This is a genomic window from Streptomyces sp. SLBN-31 (assembly GCF_006715395.1).
Classification (GTDB): Bacteria; Actinomycetota; Actinomycetes; order Streptomycetales; family Streptomycetaceae; genus Streptomyces.
This window is the reverse complement of sequence record NZ_VFNC01000002.1, coordinates 1,781,449-1,800,826: the sequence shown is the minus strand read 5'-3', so window position 1 is coordinate 1,800,826 and position 19,378 is coordinate 1,781,449. Positions and strand designations below refer to the sequence as shown.

Here is a 19,378-nt window from a genome sequence, read left to right as displayed (position 1 = left end):
CCCAGGGGGACCCATGCTCATATCGATCGTCGCACCCTGCTACAACGAGGAAGCCGTCCTCGACCGCTTCCACGAAGAGGTCCAGAAGGTCGCGGAGGAACTCCTCCCGCTCGGCCACGACATGGAGTTCGTCTACGTCGACGACGGCAGCCGCGACCGCACCCTCACGGTCCTGCGGCGGCTGGCCGACCTCGACTCCCGGGTCAGGTACGTCTCCCTCAGCCGCAACTTCGGCAAGGAGGCGGCCCTGCTCGCCGGTCTGCGCCACGCCTCGGGGGACAGCGTCGTCGTCATGGACGCCGACCTCCAGCACCCGCCGGCGCTGATCACACGCATGGTGGAACTGCGCGCGCAGGGCTACGACCAGGTCATCGCCCGTCGCACCCGCACCGGCGACAAACTGACCCGCACCCTGGCCGCCCGCCTCTACTACCGCCTGGTCAACCGGCTCGTCGACGTCCGGCTGGTCGACGGCGTCGGCGACTTCCGGCTGCTGTCGCGCCGGGTCGTGGACGCGGTGGTGAACCTCACCGAGTACAACCGCTTCTCCAAGGGCCTGTTCGCGTGGGTGGGGTTCCCCGGCACCACCTTCGAGTACGAGAACGCGGCCCGGGAGGCCGGCCGCAGCTCCTGGAGCATGCGCGGCCTGCTCAACTACGGCCTGGACGGCCTGCTCTCCTTCAACAACCGCCCGCTGCGCGCCGCCCTCCACCTGGGCATGGTGCTGCTGCTGATCGCCGGGCTGTACACGGCGTGGATCGTGGGCGCCGCGCTCGTCAACGGCGTACAGACACCCGGCTACGTCACCATCATCACCGCCGTCACCGGCCTGGCCGGAGTACAGATGATCATGCTTGGGGTGATCGGGGAGTACACCGGCCGGATCTACTACGAGGTCAAGGGACGCCCGCACTTCCTGGTGAAGGCCACCAATGTGGAACGCGCGAAGGACCTCATTCCGTGATGTCCCGGCAACTCCTGACGTTCGCCGTCGTCGGCGTCGTGAACACCGGCACGTATTACGGCCTCTACCTGTTGCTCCTCACGTGTGTTCCGTATCTCGTGGCGCATGTCCTCGCCTCCTTGCTCAGTATGGTCGGTTCCTTTTTCCTCAATGCGCGGTTCACCTATCGGACACCGCCCACCTGGCGGAAATTCCTGCTGTTCCCCCTGTCGAACGCCACCAATTTCGCGGTCACCACCGCGGGCCTGTACGTGATCGTGGACATGCTGCACGCCGGAAGCCGTTTCGCGCCGCTGCTCGCCTCCCTCTGGGCGATTCCGGCGACCTTCGTCGTCTCGCGCCGGGTGATGCTGCCCAAGGTCACTCCGTACAATTTGGATCCGAACGACGTCTGAGACCTCGACCCGCTCGGACGCTTTGATGCTCAGGTCCTGTGCCCTCGTGGTGCGAAGGAGAGTGCCGTGCCCGGACAGCGATCCATCACGCAGGCCGAGAAGCTGGCGGAGGCCAAGCTCGGCGGCATCCCCGTACGCCACGAGCAGATGGCCGTCGTCGCCAACATCTACCGGGCCGCCTCCGCGGTGCGGCAGCACCTGGAGAACTCCGTGCTGCGCGGCGCGGACCTGACGTGGACGGCGTTCGTCGTGCTGTGGGTGGTGTGGATCTGGGGGGAGTCGGAGACCCGGCACGTGGCCGAGGAGGCGGGGATCTCCAAGGGCACGCTCACCGGGGTCTCGCGCACCCTGGAGAAGCGCGGGCTGGTGAAGCGGGCCGGTCATCCCAGTGACGGCAGGCTGGTGCTGCTCAGCCTCACCGAGGAGGGCGAGGAGCTGATGCGGGAGGTCTTTCCCGCCTTCAACGCCGAGGAGGCCTTCGTCACCGAGCGGCTGGACGAGGAGGAGTGCCGCGACGTCGCCGCGAGTCTGCGGCGGGTCGTGCTCCAGGTCGAGGAGCACGGCGAGGAGCGCCGCCTCGCCCTCCTGGACGGCGCGCCCCCGGCCCCGCGCCGCAGCGGCCGGCGGCCCCAGGCCTGAGGCGTCCCGGGGGCCGGCACTGCATAGCGATCCATGAGATTGCATAAAACTGCGGTGAAACGTATAGTCATGCCATCCAGGAGGAGGATGACATGGCGGTACGTGCGGCGGTGGCCGGAGCGAGTGGATACGCGGGTGGTGAACTCCTGCGTCTGCTGCTCGCGCACCCCGAGATCGAGATTGGGGCCCTCACCGGCAACTCCAACGCCGGCCAGCGGCTCGGCGCGCTCCAGCCGCACCTGCTGCCCCTGGCCGACCGCGTGCTCCGGGAGACCACCCCCGAGGTCCTCTCCGGCCACGACGTCGTCTTCCTGGCTCTGCCCCACGGTCAGTCCGCCGCCGTCGCCGAACAGCTCGGCCCGGATGTCCTCGTGGTGGACATGGGCGCCGACTTCCGGCTGAAGGACGCGGCCGACTGGGAGCGGTTCTACGGCTCCGCCCACGCCGGGACCTGGCCGTACGGTCTGCCCGAACTGCCGGGCGCCCGCGCTGCGCTGGAGGGGTCCAAGCGCATCGCGGTGCCCGGTTGCTACCCGACCGCCGCCACCCTGGCCCTCTTCCCGGCCTACACGGCCGGCCTCGCCGAGAACGAGGCCGTGATCGTCGCCGCCTCCGGCACCTCCGGCGCGGGCAAGGCACCCAAGCCGCACCTGCTCGGCAGCGAGGTCATGGGCTCCATGTCGCCGTACGGCGTCGGCGGCGGCCACCGGCACACACCCGAGATGATCCAGAACCTCAGCGCCGCGGCGGGGGAGCGGGTGACAGTCTCCTTCACGCCCACGCTCGCGCCGATGCCTCGCGGCATCCTCGCCACCTGCAGCGCGAAGGCCGTCGCGGGCGTGACGGCGGAGTCCGTCCGGGCCGCCTACGAGAAGGCCTTCGCCGACGAGCCCTTCGTCCACCTGCTGCCCGAGGGCCAGTGGCCCGCCACGGCGTCCGTCCACGGTTCCAACGCCGTTCAGGTGCAGGTCGCGTACGACGAGGCCGCCGGCCGCATCATCGCGATCAGCGCCATCGACAACCTGGCCAAGGGCACCGCGGGCGGTGCCGTCCAGAGCATGAACCTCGCCCTCGGTCTCGACGAGACGACCGGACTGACCACGATCGGAGTCGCACCGTGAGCGTGACGGCAGCGAAGGGATTCACGGCCGCGGGCATCGCCGCCGGAATCAAGCAGAACGGCAATCCCGACCTGGCCCTCGTGGTCAACAACGGTCCGCGCCGCGCCGCCGCCGGTGTCTTCACCTCCAACCGGGTGAAGGCCGCCCCCGTGCTGTGGTCGGAGCAGGTCCTCAAGGGCGGCCAGGTCTCCGCGGTCGTCCTCAACTCCGGCGGCGCCAACGCCTGTACGGGGCCGAAGGGCTTCCAGGACACGCACGCGACCGCCGAGAAGGTGGCCGAGGTCCTCGACCGGGCCCCCATCGAGGTCGCCGTCTGCTCGACGGGCCTCATCGGCGTCCTGCTCCCGATGGACAAGCTGCTCTCGGGGGTCGAGACGGCCGCCGCCCAGCTCTCCGAGCACGGCGGCGAGAAGGCCGCGATCGCCATCAAGACCACCGACACCGTCCACAAGACGTCCGTCGTCACCAAGGACGGCTGGACCGTCGGCGGCATGGCGAAGGGCGCGGGCATGCTCGCCCCGGGCCTGGCCACCATGCTGGTCGTCCTCACCACCGACGCCGTCCTCGACGACGACGCACTGGACCGGGCGCTGCGGGCGGCGACCCGCACGACCTTCGACCGCGTCGACTCCGACGGCTGCATGTCGACCAACGACACCGTGCTGCTGCTCGCCTCGGGCGCCTCCGAAGTCACCCCGGAGTACGAGGAGTTCGCGGAGGCCGTACGGCAGGTCTGCGACGACCTCGGCCAGCAGCTCATCCGGGACGCCGAGGGCGCCAGCAAGGACATCAAGGTCGAGGTGGTGGGCGCGGCGACCGAGGACGACGCCGTCGAGGTGGGCCGCTCCATCGCCCGCAACAACCTCCTCAAGTGCGCGATCCACGGCGAGGACCCCAACTGGGGCCGCGTGCTCTCCGCGATCGGCACGACGAAGGCCGCCTTCGAACCGGACCGCCTGAACGTCGCCATCAACGGCGTCTGGGTGTGCAAGAACGGCGGCGTCGGCGAGGACCGCGAGAAGGTCGACATGCGCTACCGCGAGGTGCACATCGTCGCCGATCTCGCCGCCGGGTCCGAGACCGCCACCATCTGGACCAACGACCTCACCGCCGACTACGTCCACGAGAACAGCGCCTATTCCTCATGAGCACTACGCGTAAGCACACCGCGCTGCCCAAGGCCCAGATCCTCATCGAGGCGCTGCCCTGGCTGGTCAGGCACAACGGCAAGACGGTCGTCATCAAGTTCGGCGGCAACGCCATGATCGACGAGGACCTGAAGGCCGCGTTCGCGCAGGACGTCGTCTTCCTGCACCACGCCGGCCTCAAGCCGGTCGTCGTGCACGGCGGCGGTCCGCAGATCAGCGCCGCGCTCGACAAGCACGGCATCGTCAGCGAGTTCAAGGCCGGCCTCAGGGTCACCACCGAGGACGCCATGGACGTCGTACGCATGGTGCTGGCCGGGCAGGTGCAGCGCGAGCTGGTCAACCTGCTCAACGAACACGGCCCGCTGGCCGTCGGGTTGACCGGCGAGGACGCGCACACCATCACCGCCACCAAGCACCGGCCCGAGGTCGACGGCGAGTTGGTCGACATCGGACGGGTGGGCGAGATCACCGAGATCGACACGGGCGCGATCGAGGCTCTGCTCGCCGACGGCCGGATCCCGGTCGTCTCGTCGATCGCCCGTAGCCAGGACGACGGACATGTCTACAACGTCAATGCTGATACGGCGGCTGCGGCACTCGCTGCTGCTCTTGGAGCGGAGACTCTCATGGTCCTCACGGACGTCGAGGGCCTCTATGAGGACTGGCCCAACAGCGACGAGGTGATCAGCCGCCTGACCGCCTCCCAACTGGAGAAACTTCTCCCGGAGTTGAGCTCCGGAATGGTGCCGAAGATGGAGGGCTGCCTGCACGCCGTGCGAGGCGGCGTCAACACCGCCCGCGTCATCGACGGCCGGGTCCAGCACTCGATCCTGTTGGAGATCTTCACCGACGAGGGCATCGGCACGATGGTCGTGCCCGACGCCGAAGAGGGGGACGTCGCATGACCGCCAACGAAGAGCTCACCCAGCGGTGGCAGGGCTCGCTCATGAACAACTACGGCACCCCGCTGCTGCCCCTGGTGCGCGGCGAGGGCACGAAGCTGTGGGACGCCGACGGCAAGGAGTACCTCGACTTCGTCGGCGGCATCGCGGTCAACGCCCTCGGCCACGCCCACCCGGCGATCGTCGCGGCCGTCAGCGAGCAGATCGGCTCCCTCGGCCACATCTCCAACTTCTTCATGGCCGAGCCGACCGTCACCCTCGCCGAGCGGCTGCTGCAGCTCTTCGGCCGGGACGGCCGCGTCTTCTTCTGCAACTCCGGCGCCGAGGCCAACGAGGCCGCCTTCAAGATCGGCCGGCTGACCGGGCGCACGCATGTCGTCGCCACCGAGGGCGGCTTCCACGGCCGCACCATGGGCGCGCTGGCGATGACCGGCCAGGAGGGCAAGCGGACGCCGTTCCTGCCGCTGCCCGGCGAGGTCACGCACGTGCCCTACGGCGACGCGCAGGCGCTGGCCGCCGCGGTCACCGAGGACACCGCGCTGGTGATCCTCGAACCGATCCAGGGCGAGATCGGTGTGGTCACCCCGCCGCCGGGCTACCTCAAGGCGGCCCGCGCGATCACCGCCGCGAACGGCGCGCTGCTCGTCCTCGACGAGGTGCAGACCGGCGTCGGCCGGACCGGGCACTGGTTCGAGTACCAGGCGCACGACGGGGTCCTGCCCGACGTCGTCACCCTGGCGAAGGGCCTGGGCGGCGGGCTGCCGCTCGGCGCGACGGTCGCCTTCGGGCGGGCCGCGGAGCTGCTGCAGCCGGGCCACCACGGGTCGACCTTCGGCGGCAACCCGGTCGCCTGTGCCGCCGGACTCGCCGTCGTCGACACGATCGCGAACGAGGGGCTGCTGGAGAACGTCAAGCGGCAGGGCGAGAAGCTGCGCGACGGGATCGAGTCACTGGGCGACCCGTTGATCGCCCATGTCCGGGGCGCGGGCCTGCTGCTGGGTATCGTGCTCACCGAGCCGCTCGCGCCCCAGGTGCGCCAGGCGGCTCAGGAGGCCGGGTTCCTGGTGAACGTGCCCGCCGCCGACGTCGTACGGCTGATGCCACCGCTGAATCTCGGCGACGACGAGGTGGACGCGTTCCTCCGGGCGCTCCCCGGCATCCTGGACGCTGCCAAGGGGGACGGATGATCCGGAGAGACGAACGACCATGAGTCAGGCGCAGGACGACGCACAGCACGCCGGGCCTGCCGTGCCGCAGACGCGGACAGCGCGGCATCGCCGGATCGTGGACATCCTCAACCGGCAACCCGTTCGCTCGCAGAGCCAGTTGGCGAAGCTCCTCGCCGACGACGGCCTGAACGTCACGCAGGCCACGCTCAGCCGGGACCTCGACGAGCTCAACGCGGTCAAGATCCGCAACACCGACGGCGACCTGATCTACGCGGTGCCGAGCGAGGGCGGTTTTCGCACCCCCCGGGCGCCGCTGGGAGGTTCGGCGAAGGAGGAGCGGATGCGGCGGCTGTCGCAGGAGCTGCTGATCTCCGCGGAGGCGTCGGCCAACCTCGTGGTGCTGCGGACGCCCCCCGGGGCCGCGCAGTTCCTGGCGTCGGCCATCGACCAGGCCGAACTGCACGACATCCTGGGCACGATCGCCGGCGACGACACACTCCTGCTGATCAGCCGCGAGCCCACGGGCGGCCAGGCCCTGGCCGAACATCTGCTACGACTGGCCCAGAACGGCCACTGACGGGGCGACCGCCAGCGGCCTCGCGGCGGCGCCCACGTGCGGGGCGCGGCCTGACGGCCATGTGGGGGATACACGCGCCGCGGCTTCGCATCCACACGGTGGCAGCTCGGCCCGGCGCCCCCTTGGTGGATGACCGCGAGCCGCGCGCGGCCTTGCGCCCGTGGTGGATGAACCGCGAGCCGCCGTGCGTGCCCGGCTGCGCCCGTGCGGTGGTGGCCGCGTGTGCGGCGCGGCTTGGGCGCCCGTGCGGTGGTTGGCCGTGAGCCGTGCGGGGCCCGGCGCCGCTGTGGTGGATGAACCGCGAGCCGTGGGTGGCCGGTTGCACCCGTGCAGGTGGTGGCTGCGTATGGGGCGCGGCTTGGGCGCCCGTGCGGTGGTTGGCCGTGAGCCGTGCGGGCGGCCCGGCGCCGCTGTGGTGGATGAACCGCGAGCCGTGGGTGGCCGGTTGCACCCGTGCAGGTGGTGGCTGCGTATGGGGCGCGGCTTGGCGCCCGTGCGGTGGTTGGCCGTGAGCCGTGCGCGGCCGGTTGTGCCCGTGCGGTGGTGGCCGCGTGCCCTGCGCGGCCGGTTCCCTGTGCTGTGGTGGCCGCGTGTGGGGCGCGGACTCGCGTCCTCCGGGGGGGGGGGGGGGGGGGCTCAGCCGCGTGCTGTCATCCGAGTCGGGACGCCAGGCCCCCCGTGCATCGGACCTCGTCGCCTGCCGTGATCAGTAGGGCCTCCACGTCCGGGAGGGACTCCAGCCAGCGCAGGCCCTCGCGTGAGCCCATCGCGAAAGCGGCCGTCGCCCAGCAGTCCGCCCAGGTCAGCCGGGGGGCCACCACGGTCACGGCCACCAGGTCGGTGACCGCCGAACGGCCCGTCCTCGGGTCGACGATGTGGTCGCCGCGCTCCGCCGTGCCCGACGTCGCCACGGCCAGCTCGTCCGCGCCCGCCGCCGAGACCACCGCGGCCAGGCCGCCGGGGCGCAGCGGGTCGGCGACGCCCACCCGCCAGGCGCGGTGCTCCTCCGGCACGCCGAACATCTGGACGTCGCCGCCGCCGTTGACGCTGACGCCGGTCGCACCGGCCGCGCGCAGCCGGAGGGCGGCGCGCTCGGCCGCCCAGCCCTTGACGATCCCGGTGGGGTCCAGCCGCTTGCGGTAGTGCGTGCTGAACCAGCCGCCGCTCACCCGCTCCGCCTCGGCGCCCAGTTCGAGCACCTCGGCGATGTCCGGGTCGCACTCCTCCAGCTCCAGCTCCCCGCGCGCCAGCCGGGACACCTGGCTGTCCTCGCGGTAGGTGCTGAACAGCTCGTTCACCCGGTGCAGTCCGGCGATCGCCTCTTCGAGCGCCGCCTCGACCGCACCGGGCTCCCCGCCGCGGACGTCGAAGGAGAAGACGGTCCCCATGACCTCCTCCGCGTGCCGACGCACGGCGACGGGAGCATCTGCCGACTCGGCCACCCGCTCAGCCACCGGCCTGGTCCAGCGCCGACTGCAGCGACTGCTTGTAGCCGCCGCTGGTGTACGTCGCTCCGGACACCGAGTCGATCTTCGCGCTGCCCGCCGCCACCGCCTCCTGGTTGAGCTTGGGGATGGACAGGGCCGTCTTCTGGTCGCTGAGGCCGCCCTTGGGCGCCTGGACCGCCTCCGCCTTGGTGATCTTTCCGTTGGCGACCGTGATGCGGACCTGGACGGGGCCGTACTGGGTCTGGGCGACGGCGCCGGTGACGGTCTTCGCCTGGGCGGCACCCGAGGAACCCGAACCGCCGCCCTGGGAGGAACCGGCACTCTGCGACGGGCTCGCGCCGCTCTGAGAGGAACCGGCGCTCGCCTTCATCTTGTCGAGCGCCGACTGCAGCGACTGCTTGTAGCCGTTGCTCGTGTACGTCGCCCCCGACACCGAGTCGATCTGCGCACTCTGGGCCGCGACCGTCTCCTGGGTGAGCTTGGGGATGGACAGGGCGGTCTTCTGGTCGCTGGTGCCGCCCTTGGGCGCCTGGACGGCCTCCGCCTTGGTGATCTTTCCGTTGGCGACGGTCAGCCGGACCTGGACGTTGCCGTACTCCGTCTGGACCACACTGCCGTCGATCGTGCCGTTCCCGGTGGCCGAGCTGCCGCCCTGGGGCGACTCCTGGGCCCCCTGGGTCTGCTGCGGGGCCGCGCCCGCCGCCTGGGCGTTCGGGTCCGACGCCGGCTTCAGCGACAGCAGCAGCACGACACCCGAGACGGTGGCGGCGGTGGCCAGCACGACACGCCGGACGGGGTGACTCTTCTTCATCGTTCCGAGGCTCCTGAAGTCCCGTCGCTCACATCTCGAACGACTCGTGATGGATGCGGCGGGCGGGCACTCCCGCACCGCGCAGTGCTTCGTACACGGTCTGCGCGAACCCGGCCGGGCCGCACATGAACACGTCGTGCTCGTCGATGTCCGGCAGCTTCTGCCGCAGCCGCTCGGCCGAGATGTCCGGGCGCTCCCCGTCAGGGCTGTTGACGGCGTACATCAGACGGGCGCCGCGGTCGTCGGCGATGGCGGCGAGCTCGTCCCACAGGGCCAGATCCTGCGTGGTGTTGGCCCGGTACAGCAGGGTGATGTCGCCGGCCGCGCCGGGCAGCGTCTCGAACAGCGCCCGCATCGGCGTGATGCCGACGCCGCCGGCGACCAGCAGCACCTTGCCGCGGCTGCGCCGCTGCGCGGTCATCGCGCCGTACGGGCCCTCCGCCCACACCCGCGTGCCCGGGGTCAGTTCGCGCAGCCGGGCGCTGTGGTCGCCGATCGCCTTCACGGTGATCCGCAGCATGTCCGGGCGGGGCGCCGCCGACAGCGAGTACGGGTGCGAACTGAACCGCATGCCCGGAGCGAGGAACCGCCACCGGAAGAACTGCCCCGCCTCCGCGCCCATCCGGTGCAGCTTGCGCCCGCCGATCAGCACCGACACGATGCCCGGCGTCTCCTCGATGACCGCCTCGACGCGCATGCGGTGCCGCATGTTCAGCCGGATCGGGACGAGGACGCGGTACCAGACGACCAGCGCGGTGACCGATCCGTACAGCGCGTACCAGAAGGTCTTCGCGGTCGGCTCGACGGCGAAGTCGTTGCCGGTGGTGATCTGGTGCCAGAACGTCAGGAACACCGCGCCGTACGTCAGCAGGTGGACGTGGTACCAGGTGTCGTACCCCATGCGGCGGCGCACCGGGCCGATCGACGTCAGCCCGATGAGCACGAACAGTCCGGTGCCGATGCCGGCCTTGCCCATGTCCGGCAGCTGGTCGATGGAGTCGATCGTCTGCTGCACGATGTCGCCGAGCGTCTTGCCGGCCTGCAGCGCGTAGGCCCACATGGTGAGGAAGATGTGCGCCGCGATGAGGCTGAGCGTGTAGCGGCCGCTCATCGCGTGCCAACGGGCCACCCGGTCGGAGCCGACCCGCCGTTCCAGGGCGGGCACCCGGGCCATCTGCAGCACGACGAGTGCCATCAGGTAGCCGGCCAACAGACCGGTGATCCGGCCCGCGTTGAGGATCCTGCCGTTGTTGTCGGCGATGGACGGCGTGTTGTGCCACCACAGCCACAGCACCGCCGCGGCGCCCGCCCAGACGGCGAGCAGCAGGACGGTCGCCGGGGAACGGCGCGGGCGGATGCGGCGCATCGTCTGGCGGCGGGCGGCGCGGCCGCCTGCGAGCGTGGTGGTCACGATTCCTCCGGGGGCGGGGGCAAGGGGGTTGGCGTGGTCCCTTGGCCCTGAGATACGTGCCATGACGCCCGTGCGTTCAGCTGCTTGCCGAGTCGAGTGCCGACTGGAGTGACTGGCGGTAACCGTCGCTCGTGTAGGTGGCCCCAGAGACGGTGTCGATGTTCGCGCTCTGCGCCTGCAGCGCCTCGCTGCGCAGGCGGGGCAGGGCGTAGCTGTTGATCTCCTGGTCCCGTGGGTTGTCCGTCGGGTACTGAACGGCCGTCACCTCGGTGAGCTTGCCGCTCTTGAGGGTGATCTTGACCTGGACCGGACCCCAGCGGGTCTGGATCGTGTCGCCGGTGACGGTCTTCGTACCGGAAGTGCTCGACCCCCCGGAACTCGAACTCCCGGAACTGCTCGACCCGCCGGAGCTGCTCGACCCGCTCGACGCGCTCGAACTGCTGGAGGGCGCGGGTACCGCCAGGGCGGTCTCCGGCGAGGAATGCGGCTTCAGCGACAGCAGCATCACCATTCCGGAGACGGTGGCGGCGCTCGCCAGCACGATGCGGCGCAGCGGACGGTTCTTCTTCAGCGCGTGCACGGTTGGGGCCTCACAGCTCTCAGAATTCGAACGACTCGTGGTGGATGCGACGGTCCGGTACTCCGGCGGCGCGCAGTTCCTCGTACAGGTCCCGGGCGAAGCCGTGCGGGCCGCAGATGTACACGTCGTACGCGGCCAGGCCGGGGAAGGTGGAGCGCAGCGACTGCGCGGTCAGGTTCGGGCGCCTGCCGTCCGGCCCGTTGAGCGCGTACAGCACCTTCGCGCCGCGCCAGCGGGCGATGGCCTCCAGCTCCCCGCCCAGGGCGAGGTCCTCGGAGGTACGGGCCCGGTACAGCAGCGTGACGTCCCCGGGCAGCGTCTCGAACAGGGCCCGCATGGGCGTGATGCCGACACCGGCCGCGATCAGCAGGGACTTCGCCGAGGTCTGCCGGTCCGCGGTCATCGAGCCGTACGGGCCCTCCGCCCACACCCGGGTGCCGGGCCGCAGCAGCGACACGGCCGCGCTGTGGCCGCCGAGCGCCTTGACGGTGATCCGCAGCAGGTCCTGGCGGGGCGGTGCCGACAGCGAGTACGGCGTCGACGTCCAGCCCATGCCCTCGCCGAGGAACCGCCAGCGGAAGAACTGCCCCGCCTCGGCGCCCATCTCGTCCAGCCGCCGGCCGCGCATGACGACCGAGTACACGCCCGGCGCCTCGCGGTGCACCGACTCAACCCGCAGCCGGTGCCGCAGGTTCAGCCGTACCGGCGCGAGGATCCGGAACCACAGCACCAGGGCCGCGACACCCAGGTACAGCGCGTACCAGACGGCCGTCGCGACCGCGTGCCCGTTGAAGTCGTTGCCCAGGGCCAGCTGGTGGCCGAAGGCCAGGAAGACGGCGGCGTAGGTCAGCAGGTGGACGTAGTACCAGAACTCGTAGCTCAGCCGCCGGCGCGCGGCCCGGGCCGAGGTGATGCCGACCGCGAACAGGATGACCGTCCCGGCCGTGGCCTTGAGCATCTCCGGATAGTCCATGACCACGGTGACCGTCTCGTGCCACAGCGAGGCGCGGTCCTGTGCCGCGTACCCGAGGAGGATCAGCACGACGTGCGCGACCAGCAGGCAGATCGTGTAGCGGCCGGCCATCGCGTGCCAGCGGGCCACCCGGTCGGAGCCGACCCGCCGCTCCAGCAGCGGCACCCGCGCCATCAGACCGACGAGCACCGCGCAGGCGTAACCGCACAGCAGCCCGGCGATGCGCCCGGCGCCGGTCAGCCAGCCGGCCGTACCGACCACGGAACCGGTGTCCGCCCACCACAGGGCGACCACGGCCGCGGCCCCGGCCCACAGCAGCGCGAGCACGGCACCGGCGGGGGAGCGCGGCGCGGCTGGCGTCACGGCGGGGGCCGTCCGTCGGTCGTACACGGTGGTCATATGTGCGTCCTTTCGCCTTCTATGCGACGCAAGGGTGCCGTCGTAACTTCTCAGGACCCTCTGAAACGGGCTCCGCCGAGGCCACTCAGAGGAAACTCAGAGCTCCGTAAGAGACCCGCCGGGCCCGCGAGGGGCGATCCTGGTCAGGAGATGAACACCAGATCGGGCCGCCCCGCCCTCACCCGCCCCGACGGCACCCCGCTGCGCGTCCTCGTCGTCGACGACGACCCCGACCTCGCCGAAGTGCTCTCCGGCGCCCTGCGCTACGAGGGCTGGCAGGTCCGCACGGCCGGCGACGGGGCGGCCGCGCTCGCCGGGGCCCGCGAGCTGATGCCCGACGCCGTCGTCCTGGACGTGATGCTCCCCGACACCGACGGCTTCGCCGTGCTGCGCTCCCTGCACACCGTGAAGCCGGACGTCTGCGTGCTGTTCCTCACCGCCAGGGACGCCGTGGAGGACCGCATCGCCGGCATCACCGCGGGCGGCGACGACTACGTCACCAAGCCGTTCAGCCTGGAGGAGGTCGTCGCCCGGGTCCGCGGCCTGCTGCGCCGCGCCGGCATGGCCCGCCAGCTGGAGGAGGGCCCGCAGCTGATCGTCGGCGACCTGGTCATGGACGAGGACTCCCACGAGGTCACGCGCGCCGGCGAACTGATCGAGCTGTCGCCGACCGAGTTCGAGCTGCTCCGCTTCCTGATGCGCAACCCGCGCCGCGTCCTGAGCAAGACGCAGATCCTCGACCGCGTCTGGTCCTACGACTTCGGCGGCCGCGCCCATGTCGTCGAGCTGTACATCTCCTACCTGCGCAAGAAGGTCGACGCGGGCCGGGAACCGATGATCCACACGGTCCGCGGGGCCGGGTACGTGCTGAAGCCGGTGAGTCCATGAGGTTCCTGCGGCGCCTGCCGCGCCCGCGCACCCTCCGGGCCCGGCTCACCGTCGGACTGGTCGTCCTGCTCGCCGTCAGCTGCGCCGCGGTCGGCGTGGCGGCGGTGATCGAGCTGGACGGGTTCCTCGTCAGCAGGCTCGACCAGCAGCTGGCCCAGGCCGGCAGCCGCTTCCCGGAGAGCCTGGAGCACAAGGGGCTGCCGCCCGACGACCACGACGGCGACGAGCACGGCGACACCCGGCGGCAGACCACCGGCACGTACGGGGCCCGGCTGGTCGGCGACACCGTCACCAACTCGGCCGTCGTCCGCCCCGGCAGCGTCACCGACGTCCCCCTGACCACGGGGGACGGGCGGCAACTGGCCGCCGTCCCGGTAGACGGCCGGGCCCACAGCGTCGAGCTGTCCGCGCTGGACTCCTACCGGGTGAAGGCATCCCGGGGCATCGACGGCGACGTCCTGATCACCGGTCTGCCCCTGGAACCGGTGGAGGCCGCCGTCCACCGGCTGATCCTGGTCGCCGCCGTCGTCTTCGGCCTGGCCCTCACCGTCACCGGCGTGGCCGGGGCACTGTGGGTGCGCTGGTCGCTGCGGCCGCTGAGCCGGGTCGCGGCGACGGCCACCCGGGTCAGCGAACTCCCCTTGGCCAGCGGCGAGGTGGCCCTGCCGCCACGCGCCCCCGAGTCGGACCCGCGCAGCGAGGTGGGCCGGGTCGCCGGGGCCTTCAACCGCATGCTGGGCCATGTCGAGGACGCGCTGACCAAGCGGCACGCCAGCGAGGAGCGGCTGCGCAGCTTCGCCGCCGACGCCAGCCACGAGCTGCGCACTCCGGTCGCCTCGGTCCGCGGCCACGCGGAACTCGCCCTGCTGCACCCGGGCCCGGTGCCGCCGAAGGTCACCCGGGCCCTCGAACGCATCGCCGCCGAGTCCGGCCGCATGGGCGAGATGGTCGACGAGATGCTGCTCCTGGCGCGTCTGGACGCGGGCCGGCCGCTGGAACGCCGTCCCGTCGACCTGACCATGCTGGTCCTGGACGCCGTCACCGACGCCCGGGCCGCCGGCCCCGACCACCGCTGGTCACTGGACCTGCCGGAGGAACCGGTCACGGTGGACGGCGACGCCCACCGGCTCCAGCAGGTGCTGGCCAACCTGTTGACCAACGCGCGCGTGCACACCCCCGTCGGCACCAAGGTCACGGTGTCCCTGGAGACGGAGGGCGGATCCGTCCTGCTGAAGGTCCACGACGACGGGCCCGGCGTGCCCAAGGACGTCCAGCCCACGATCTTCGAACGCTTCACCCGTGCCGAACACCGCCGCCGCTCGGACGCCCCCGGCGGCGGCGCGGGGCTCGGCCTGTCGATCGTCGCGGCGGTGGCGGAGGCGCACGGCGGAAGCGTGGAGCTGGAGAGCCGGCCCGGATCGACGACGTTCACCGTGCGGCTCAGCGGCGCGTGACGGCCCTGCTCGGGCCGGGTGCGGTGCTCAGGCCGGGTGCGGTGCCCGGGCCGGGGTGGGCGGGAGGGGCAACGGCAGCCCGGGCAGCCCGTCCAGGCTGGTGGCGATGTGTTCCTTCTTGGTGAAGTACTCGCCGAGTGAGGCGTCGTCCTCGCGTGCGAACCGCCTGCCGTGCAGATCGCGGTCCTCGTCGTACGTCATGAACGGCACCGCGTACCCGCAGGTGTCGCGGACGAGTTCGGCGGTGACGACGATGATGGCGCGCAGCCCGTGCGCGGCCGGGTCGATGTCGGGGAAACGGGTGAGGAGTCCGGCGAAACGGGGATCGTCACGGAAGACCGGCTCGCCGCGCCCGTGCACCCGCACGATGTTCGGCGGTCCCTGGAAGGCGCACCACATGAGGGTGATCCGCCCGTTCTCCCGCAGATGGGCGATCGTCTCGGCGTTGGAGCCGGCGAAGTCCAGGTAGGCCACGGTGAGTTCGTCGAGCACCGCGAAGGAGCCCTTGAGCCCCTTGGGGGACAGGTTGATCGTGCCGTCGCCGGAGAGCGGCGCGGTCGCGGTGAAGAAGAGGGGCTGCTCCTCGATGAACGTGCGCAGCCTGCCGTCTATGCGCTCATAAGTCTTTCCCACACCTGCCGATTATGGGCGCAAGTCTTTCGCCTGTCTAAGGAATTGCCGGGTCCGGATGCCGTGGGCTCTCCGGACCCTGCCGCGGCCGCCCCGGCCGGCGCTGGATCGGGGCGGCCACAGCGCCTGTACGTCACTTGGTGAGCGTGCAGGCGGCCAGGGAGTCCAGGCCGGTCGGCTTCGTCGACGTACGGCCGATGGAGATCGCGATGCGGTCGATGGTCGACTTCCGCTTGTCCGCGAGCGGGCCGAGGATGGCGTTGTTGACGAAGTTCGGGCCGCCCTGGCCGACCGTGGACTGCAGGCGCTTGTTGGCCTCGTCGATCTGGGTCTGCAGCAGGGTGAGGTTGCGGGTGACCTCGGCCTGGGCGGAGGCGGGGATCGCGGGCAGCTTAGAGGCCACGTCCGGGCACGTGATCGTGCCGGCGGCCGCGGCGTTGGCGTTGCCTCCGGCGTTGGCGTTGCCCCCGTTCGCGTTGCCTCCGGCGTTGGCGTTGTTGTTGCCTCCGCCGTTGGCGTTGCTGTTGCCCGCGTTGCCGTTGGCGTTGCCCGCGTTGCCGGTGTTGGCGCCCTTCCCGCCGGCGGCGTTCAGGGCGCACGGCGCGAGGGCGTCCAGGCCGGTCGGCTTGGCCGCCGTACGGCCGATGGCCGTGGCGATGCGGTTGACCGTGGCCACGCGCTTGTCCTTGAGCGGGCCGAGGATGGCGTTGTTGACGAAGTTGGGGCCGCCCTGGCCGACGGTGGACTGCAGGCGCTTGTTGGCCTCGTCGATCTGGGTCTGCAGCAGGGTGAGGTTGCGGGTGACCTCGGCCTGGGCGGAGGCGGGGATCGCGGGCAGCTTCGAGGCCACGTCCGGGCACGTGATCGTGCCGGGCGAGGCCGCCAGGGTCCGCGCGTCGGTGCCGCTGCCCTTGGACGGCGTCCCGGCGAGGGCCGTACCGGCGATGATCGCGCCGGACAGCGCCACTGCGGCGGCGCCGCCGAGGATGACGACGCGACGCTTGTTGTACTTCGGAAGAGCCCTGGACATGCGGCTGCCTCACTAGGGTCTCGGGTGACAGGTGTGTCACTGCTGTGTGGCTGGTGTGTACAAACGCGGCGCCTGCGTTCGGCGTGAGGTACGTGAAAGCGGTTGCGGGCGTTCAATCACCTCTCAGATTGACGAATCATGCAGAGGTCTGCATACTCATGCATGACGGTTCGGCCTCTTCCCTAGGAGCAACGCAAGTGAGCAGCAACAGCGGTGACGTCCGGCTCTGGGGCGGCCGGTTCGCCGACGGTCCCGCCGAGGCCCTGGCGAAGCTGTCCGCGTCCGTCCACTTCGATTGGCGCCTCGCGCCGTACGACATCGCCGGTTCGCGCGCCCACGCGCGCGTGCTGCACAAGGCCGGGCTGCTGACCGGGGACGAGCTCCAGCGCATGATCGCCGGGCTCGACCAGCTGGAGGCCGACGTCGCTGCCGGCTCCTTCGTCGGCACCATCGCCGACGAGGACGTGCACACCGCCCTGGAGCGTGGCCTGCTGGAGCGTCTCGGGCCGGACCTCGGCGGCAAGCTGCGCGCCGGCCGCTCCCGCAACGACCAGGTCGCGACCCTCTTCCGGATGTACCTGCGCGACCACGCCCGCACGATCGGCGGACTGATCGCCGAACTTCAGGACGCCCTGATCGGCCTGGCGGAGGCCCACCCGGACGTCGCGATGCCGGGCCGTACGCACCTGCAGCACGCCCAGCCGGTCCTGTTCGCCCACCACGTCCTGGCTCACGTGCAGTCGCTGTCCCGGGACGCCGAGCGGCTGCGCCAGTGGGACGAGCGCTCGGCGGTGTCGCCGTACGGCTCGGGCGCCCTGGCGGGCTCCTCCCTCGGCCTGGACCCGGAGGCGGTGGCCAAGGACCTCGGCTTCGAGCACGGCAGCGTCGGCAACTCCATCGACGGCACGGCGTCCCGCGACTTCGTCGCCGAGTTCGCCTTCATCACGGCGATGATCGGCGTGAACCTCTCCCGCATCGCCGAGGAGGTCATCATCTGGAACACGAAGGAGTTCTCCTTCGTGACCCTGCACGACGCGTTCTCCACGGGCTCGTCGATCATGCCGCAGAAGAAGAACCCCGACATCGCGGAGCTGGCGCGCGGCAAGAGCGGCCGCCTGATCGGCAACCTGACCGGCCTGATGGCCACCCTCAAGGCCCTGCCGCTCGCCTACAACCGCGACCTGCAGGAGGACAAGGAGCCGGTCTTCGACTCCATCGACCAGCTGGAAGTCCTGCTGCCGGCCTTCACCGGCATGATGGCGACGCTCACCGTCCACCGCGAGCGCATGGAGGAACTGGCCCCCGCCGGCTTCTCCCTGGCCACCGACATCGCCGAGTGGCTGGTCAAGCAGGGCGTCCCCTTCCGCGTCGCCCACGAGGTCGCCGGCGAGTGCGTGAAGGCCGCCGAGGCCGAGGGCAAGGAACTGGACGAGCTGACGGACGAGCAGTTCGCCAAGATCTCCGCCCACCTGACCCCGGAGGTCCGTACGGTCCTCAACGTCCCGGGCGCCCTCGCCTCCCGCAACGGCCGAGGCGGCACGGCGCCCAGCGCGGTCGCCGTCCAACTGGCGGAGGTCAAGGAGAACGTGGCGGCCCAGCACACCTGGGCAACGGCCCGGCAGCAGGCCTGAAGGGGCGCGGGGCTGTGTCGATGTGCGGCTCCGCCGCGTGGGCGCGACAAGCCACAACGAACCAGCACTGGCCGACGCACCGCACCCACCGAGCTCTGATGCTCTGATACGAAGGCCCGCGGGCTACGTTGGTCGGGAACCGAACCGGACCCGACCCACGGAGCCCGCGATGCCCTTCGCCCGACTGGCCGCCGCAACCACCCCCACCTGCCACATCGGACTGGGCCTCGCCGCGGTCGGCCGCCCCGGCTACATCAACCTCGGCCGGGACGAGGACCTCGGAGAGCACCGCTCGGTCGAAGCCCTGCGCGCCCGCACCCATGAACTCCTCGACGCCGCCTACGTGCAGGGCGTCCGCTATTTCGACGCGGCCCGCTCCTACGGCCGTTCGGAGGAGTTCCTCGCCGAATGGCTCAACGCCCGGCCGAGCTTCGACGACATCGTCGTCGGCAGCAAGTGGGGCTACACCTACACCGCCGACTGGACCACGGACGCCGAGACGCACGAGGTCAAGGACCACGGCCTCCGGACCTACCAACGTCAGCGCGCCGAGACCGCCGCGCTGCTCGGCGACCGCCTCGACCTCTACCAGATCCACTCGGTGACCCCGGACAGCCCCGCCCTCACCGACAAGGAACTCCACGCCGAACTGGCCCGGGCCGCCGTGCAGGGCCTGACCATCGGTTTCTCCACGAGCGGCCCGGCCCAGGCGGACGCGATCCGCGCCGCCCTCGCCGTGACGGTCGACGGCGAACCCCTCTTCCGTACCGTCCAGTCGACGTACAACGCCCTGGAGACCTCGGCCGGCCCCGCCCTCGCCGAGGCGCACGACGCCGGCCTCACGGTCATCGTCAAGGAGGGCATGGCCAACGGCCGGCTCGCGGCCCCGCACGCCCCCGCAGCCCTGAAGGCCGTGGCGGAGGAGACCTCTCTGGGCTGCGACGCCGTCGCCCTCGCCCTGATCCTCCGGCAGCCCTGGGCCGGTGTCGTCCTCTCCGGTGCCGCGACCCTCACCCAGCTCTCCTCCAACCTGCACGCGGCCGCGGTGGATCTCGACGAGGACCAGCTGGCCCGCCTGGCAGCGCTCGCCGAGGAGCCGCGGGCCTACTGGGAGAAGCGCAACAGCCTGCCCTGGCACTGAGAGAACCGCCGCGAACCACCCGTAGGTGAGTCGCGCATGCGTCGCATGAGACATGAATGTCTCACAT

The 19,378-nt window shown here is 71.2% G+C and carries 19 protein-coding genes; 12 read left to right on the top strand and 7 right to left on the bottom strand.

Annotated features, from left to right (window positions below; all coding sequences use genetic code 11):
* Nucleotides 1–13 precede the first annotated feature (13 nt).
* The 8 genes from FBY22_RS28290 (at nt 14) to FBY22_RS28255 (ending at nt 6,915) form a co-directional block, all read left to right on the top strand.
* Complete coding sequence (locus tag FBY22_RS28290; RefSeq protein WP_142150631.1) at nt 14–964, top strand: glycosyltransferase family 2 protein; 951 nt, start codon at nt 14–16, stop codon at nt 962–964.
* Nucleotides 964–1,359 (top strand): GtrA family protein, encoded by a 396-nt coding sequence (locus FBY22_RS28285; protein ID WP_142150629.1) that lies wholly within the window; start codon nt 964–966, stop codon nt 1,357–1,359. Before FBY22_RS28290 ends, FBY22_RS28285 begins: the two co-directional genes overlap by 1 nt.
* Nucleotides 1,360–1,425: 66 nt before the next feature.
* Complete coding sequence (locus tag FBY22_RS28280) at nt 1,426–1,998, top strand: MarR family winged helix-turn-helix transcriptional regulator (RefSeq protein WP_142150628.1); 573 nt, start codon at nt 1,426–1,428, stop codon at nt 1,996–1,998.
* Nucleotides 1,999–2,090: 92 nt separating this feature from the next.
* Nucleotides 2,091–3,119, top strand: a complete 1,029-nt coding sequence (argC, locus tag FBY22_RS28275; RefSeq protein WP_142150626.1) for an N-acetyl-gamma-glutamyl-phosphate reductase — start codon at nt 2,091–2,093, stop codon at nt 3,117–3,119.
* Nucleotides 3,116–4,267: a bifunctional glutamate N-acetyltransferase/amino-acid acetyltransferase ArgJ gene (gene argJ / locus FBY22_RS28270; RefSeq protein ID WP_142150625.1), complete on the top strand. Its 1,152-nt coding sequence runs from the start codon at nt 3,116–3,118 to the stop codon at nt 4,265–4,267. Before argC ends, argJ begins: the two co-directional genes overlap by 4 nt.
* Nucleotides 4,264–5,172, top strand: coding sequence for an acetylglutamate kinase (gene argB / locus FBY22_RS28265; protein WP_142150623.1), 909 nt, complete (start codon nt 4,264–4,266; stop codon nt 5,170–5,172). The genes argJ and argB overlap by 4 nt, the downstream gene beginning before the upstream one ends.
* Nucleotides 5,169–6,356 carry an acetylornithine transaminase gene (locus FBY22_RS28260; protein WP_142150621.1) on the top strand — a complete coding sequence of 396 codons (1,188 nt, stop codon included), beginning with the start codon at nt 5,169–5,171 and terminating at the stop codon, nt 6,354–6,356. The genes argB and FBY22_RS28260 overlap by 4 nt, the downstream gene beginning before the upstream one ends.
* Nucleotides 6,357–6,375: 19 nt before the next feature.
* Nucleotides 6,376–6,915, top strand: a complete 540-nt coding sequence (locus FBY22_RS28255) for an arginine repressor (RefSeq protein ID WP_058926418.1) — start codon at nt 6,376–6,378, stop codon at nt 6,913–6,915.
* A 650-nt stretch (nt 6,916–7,565) separates the two neighbouring features.
* Here FBY22_RS28255 and FBY22_RS28250 read toward each other — a convergent pair.
* The 5 genes from FBY22_RS28250 to FBY22_RS28230 all read right to left on the bottom strand — a co-directional run bounded on the left by FBY22_RS28250 (nt 7,566) and on the right by FBY22_RS28230 (nt 12,537).
* Nucleotides 7,566–8,303 carry an FAD:protein FMN transferase gene (locus tag FBY22_RS28250; RefSeq protein ID WP_142152541.1) on the bottom strand — a complete coding sequence of 246 codons (738 nt, stop codon included), beginning with the start codon at nt 8,301–8,303 and terminating at the stop codon, nt 7,566–7,568.
* A 58-nt stretch (nt 8,304–8,361) separates the two neighbouring features.
* Nucleotides 8,362–9,174, bottom strand: a complete 813-nt coding sequence (locus FBY22_RS28245) for an FMN-binding protein (protein ID WP_142150619.1) — start codon at nt 9,172–9,174, stop codon at nt 8,362–8,364.
* A gap of 28 nt (nt 9,175–9,202) precedes the next feature.
* Entirely contained in the window at nt 9,203–10,585 is a 1,383-nt protein-coding gene (locus FBY22_RS28240; RefSeq protein ID WP_174267279.1) for a ferric reductase-like transmembrane domain-containing protein, read from the bottom strand.
* A gap of 76 nt (nt 10,586–10,661) precedes the next feature.
* Complete coding sequence (locus FBY22_RS28235) at nt 10,662–11,165, bottom strand: FMN-binding protein (RefSeq protein ID WP_142150617.1); 504 nt, start codon at nt 11,163–11,165, stop codon at nt 10,662–10,664.
* A 19-nt stretch (nt 11,166–11,184) separates the two neighbouring features.
* On the bottom strand, nt 11,185–12,537 hold the full coding sequence (locus FBY22_RS28230) for a ferric reductase-like transmembrane domain-containing protein (protein ID WP_142150615.1): 1,353 nt from the start codon (nt 12,535–12,537) through the stop codon (nt 11,185–11,187).
* A gap of 150 nt (nt 12,538–12,687) precedes the next feature.
* Here FBY22_RS28230 and FBY22_RS28225 point away from each other — a divergent pair, with 150 nt between their 5' ends.
* Nucleotides 12,688–13,425, top strand: coding sequence for a response regulator transcription factor (locus FBY22_RS28225; RefSeq protein WP_142150613.1), 738 nt, complete (start codon nt 12,688–12,690; stop codon nt 13,423–13,425).
* Nucleotides 13,422–14,879 (top strand): cell wall metabolism sensor histidine kinase WalK, encoded by a 1,458-nt coding sequence (locus tag FBY22_RS28220; RefSeq protein ID WP_142150611.1) that lies wholly within the window; start codon nt 13,422–13,424, stop codon nt 14,877–14,879. Before FBY22_RS28225 ends, FBY22_RS28220 begins: the two co-directional genes overlap by 4 nt.
* 27 nt (nt 14,880–14,906) lie before the next feature.
* Here the strand turns inward: FBY22_RS28220 and FBY22_RS28215 are convergent, their stop codons facing one another.
* Both FBY22_RS28215 and FBY22_RS28210 read right to left on the bottom strand, forming a co-directional pair.
* Entirely contained in the window at nt 14,907–15,512 is a 606-nt protein-coding gene (locus FBY22_RS28215; RefSeq protein WP_142150609.1) for a pyridoxamine 5'-phosphate oxidase family protein, read from the bottom strand.
* Between the two features lie 130 nt (nt 15,513–15,642).
* Complete coding sequence (locus FBY22_RS28210) at nt 15,643–16,539, bottom strand: hypothetical protein (protein WP_142150607.1); 897 nt, start codon at nt 16,537–16,539, stop codon at nt 15,643–15,645.
* Nucleotides 16,540–16,736: 197 nt separating this feature from the next.
* Here FBY22_RS28210 and argH point away from each other — a divergent pair, with 197 nt between their 5' ends.
* Both argH and FBY22_RS28200 read left to right on the top strand, forming a co-directional pair.
* Entirely contained in the window at nt 16,737–18,170 is a 1,434-nt protein-coding gene (argH, locus tag FBY22_RS28205) for an argininosuccinate lyase (RefSeq protein ID WP_142150605.1), read from the top strand.
* Nucleotides 18,171–18,339: 169 nt separating this feature from the next.
* Complete coding sequence (locus FBY22_RS28200) at nt 18,340–19,311, top strand: aldo/keto reductase (protein WP_142150603.1); 972 nt, start codon at nt 18,340–18,342, stop codon at nt 19,309–19,311.
* Nucleotides 19,312–19,378 lie beyond the last annotated feature (67 nt).

Coding starts and splice junctions, on each gene's coding strand:
- FBY22_RS28290 (WP_142150631.1), top strand. CDS start 14: ATGCTCATATCGATCGTCGCACCCTGCTACAACGAGGAAGCCGTCCTC.
- FBY22_RS28285 (WP_142150629.1), top strand. CDS start 964: ATGTCCCGGCAACTCCTGACGTTCGCCGTCGTCGGCGTCGTGAACACC.
- argC (WP_142150626.1), top strand. CDS start 2,091: ATGGCGGTACGTGCGGCGGTGGCCGGAGCGAGTGGATACGCGGGTGGT.
- argB (WP_142150623.1), top strand. CDS start 4,264: ATGAGCACTACGCGTAAGCACACCGCGCTGCCCAAGGCCCAGATCCTC.
- FBY22_RS28260 (WP_142150621.1), top strand. CDS start 5,169: ATGACCGCCAACGAAGAGCTCACCCAGCGGTGGCAGGGCTCGCTCATG.
- FBY22_RS28255 (WP_058926418.1), top strand. CDS start 6,376: ATGAGTCAGGCGCAGGACGACGCACAGCACGCCGGGCCTGCCGTGCCG.
- FBY22_RS28250 (WP_142152541.1), bottom strand. CDS start 8,303: ATGGGGACCGTCTTCTCCTTCGACGTCCGCGGCGGGGAGCCCGGTGCG.
- FBY22_RS28245 (WP_142150619.1), bottom strand. CDS start 9,174: ATGAAGAAGAGTCACCCCGTCCGGCGTGTCGTGCTGGCCACCGCCGCC.
- FBY22_RS28230 (WP_142150615.1), bottom strand. CDS start 12,537: ATGACCACCGTGTACGACCGACGGACGGCCCCCGCCGTGACGCCAGCC.
- FBY22_RS28225 (WP_142150613.1), top strand. CDS start 12,688: ATGAACACCAGATCGGGCCGCCCCGCCCTCACCCGCCCCGACGGCACC.
- FBY22_RS28220 (WP_142150611.1), top strand. CDS start 13,422: ATGAGGTTCCTGCGGCGCCTGCCGCGCCCGCGCACCCTCCGGGCCCGG.
- FBY22_RS28210 (WP_142150607.1), bottom strand. CDS start 16,539: ATGTCCAGGGCTCTTCCGAAGTACAACAAGCGTCGCGTCGTCATCCTC.
- FBY22_RS28200 (WP_142150603.1), top strand. CDS start 18,340: ATGCCCTTCGCCCGACTGGCCGCCGCAACCACCCCCACCTGCCACATC.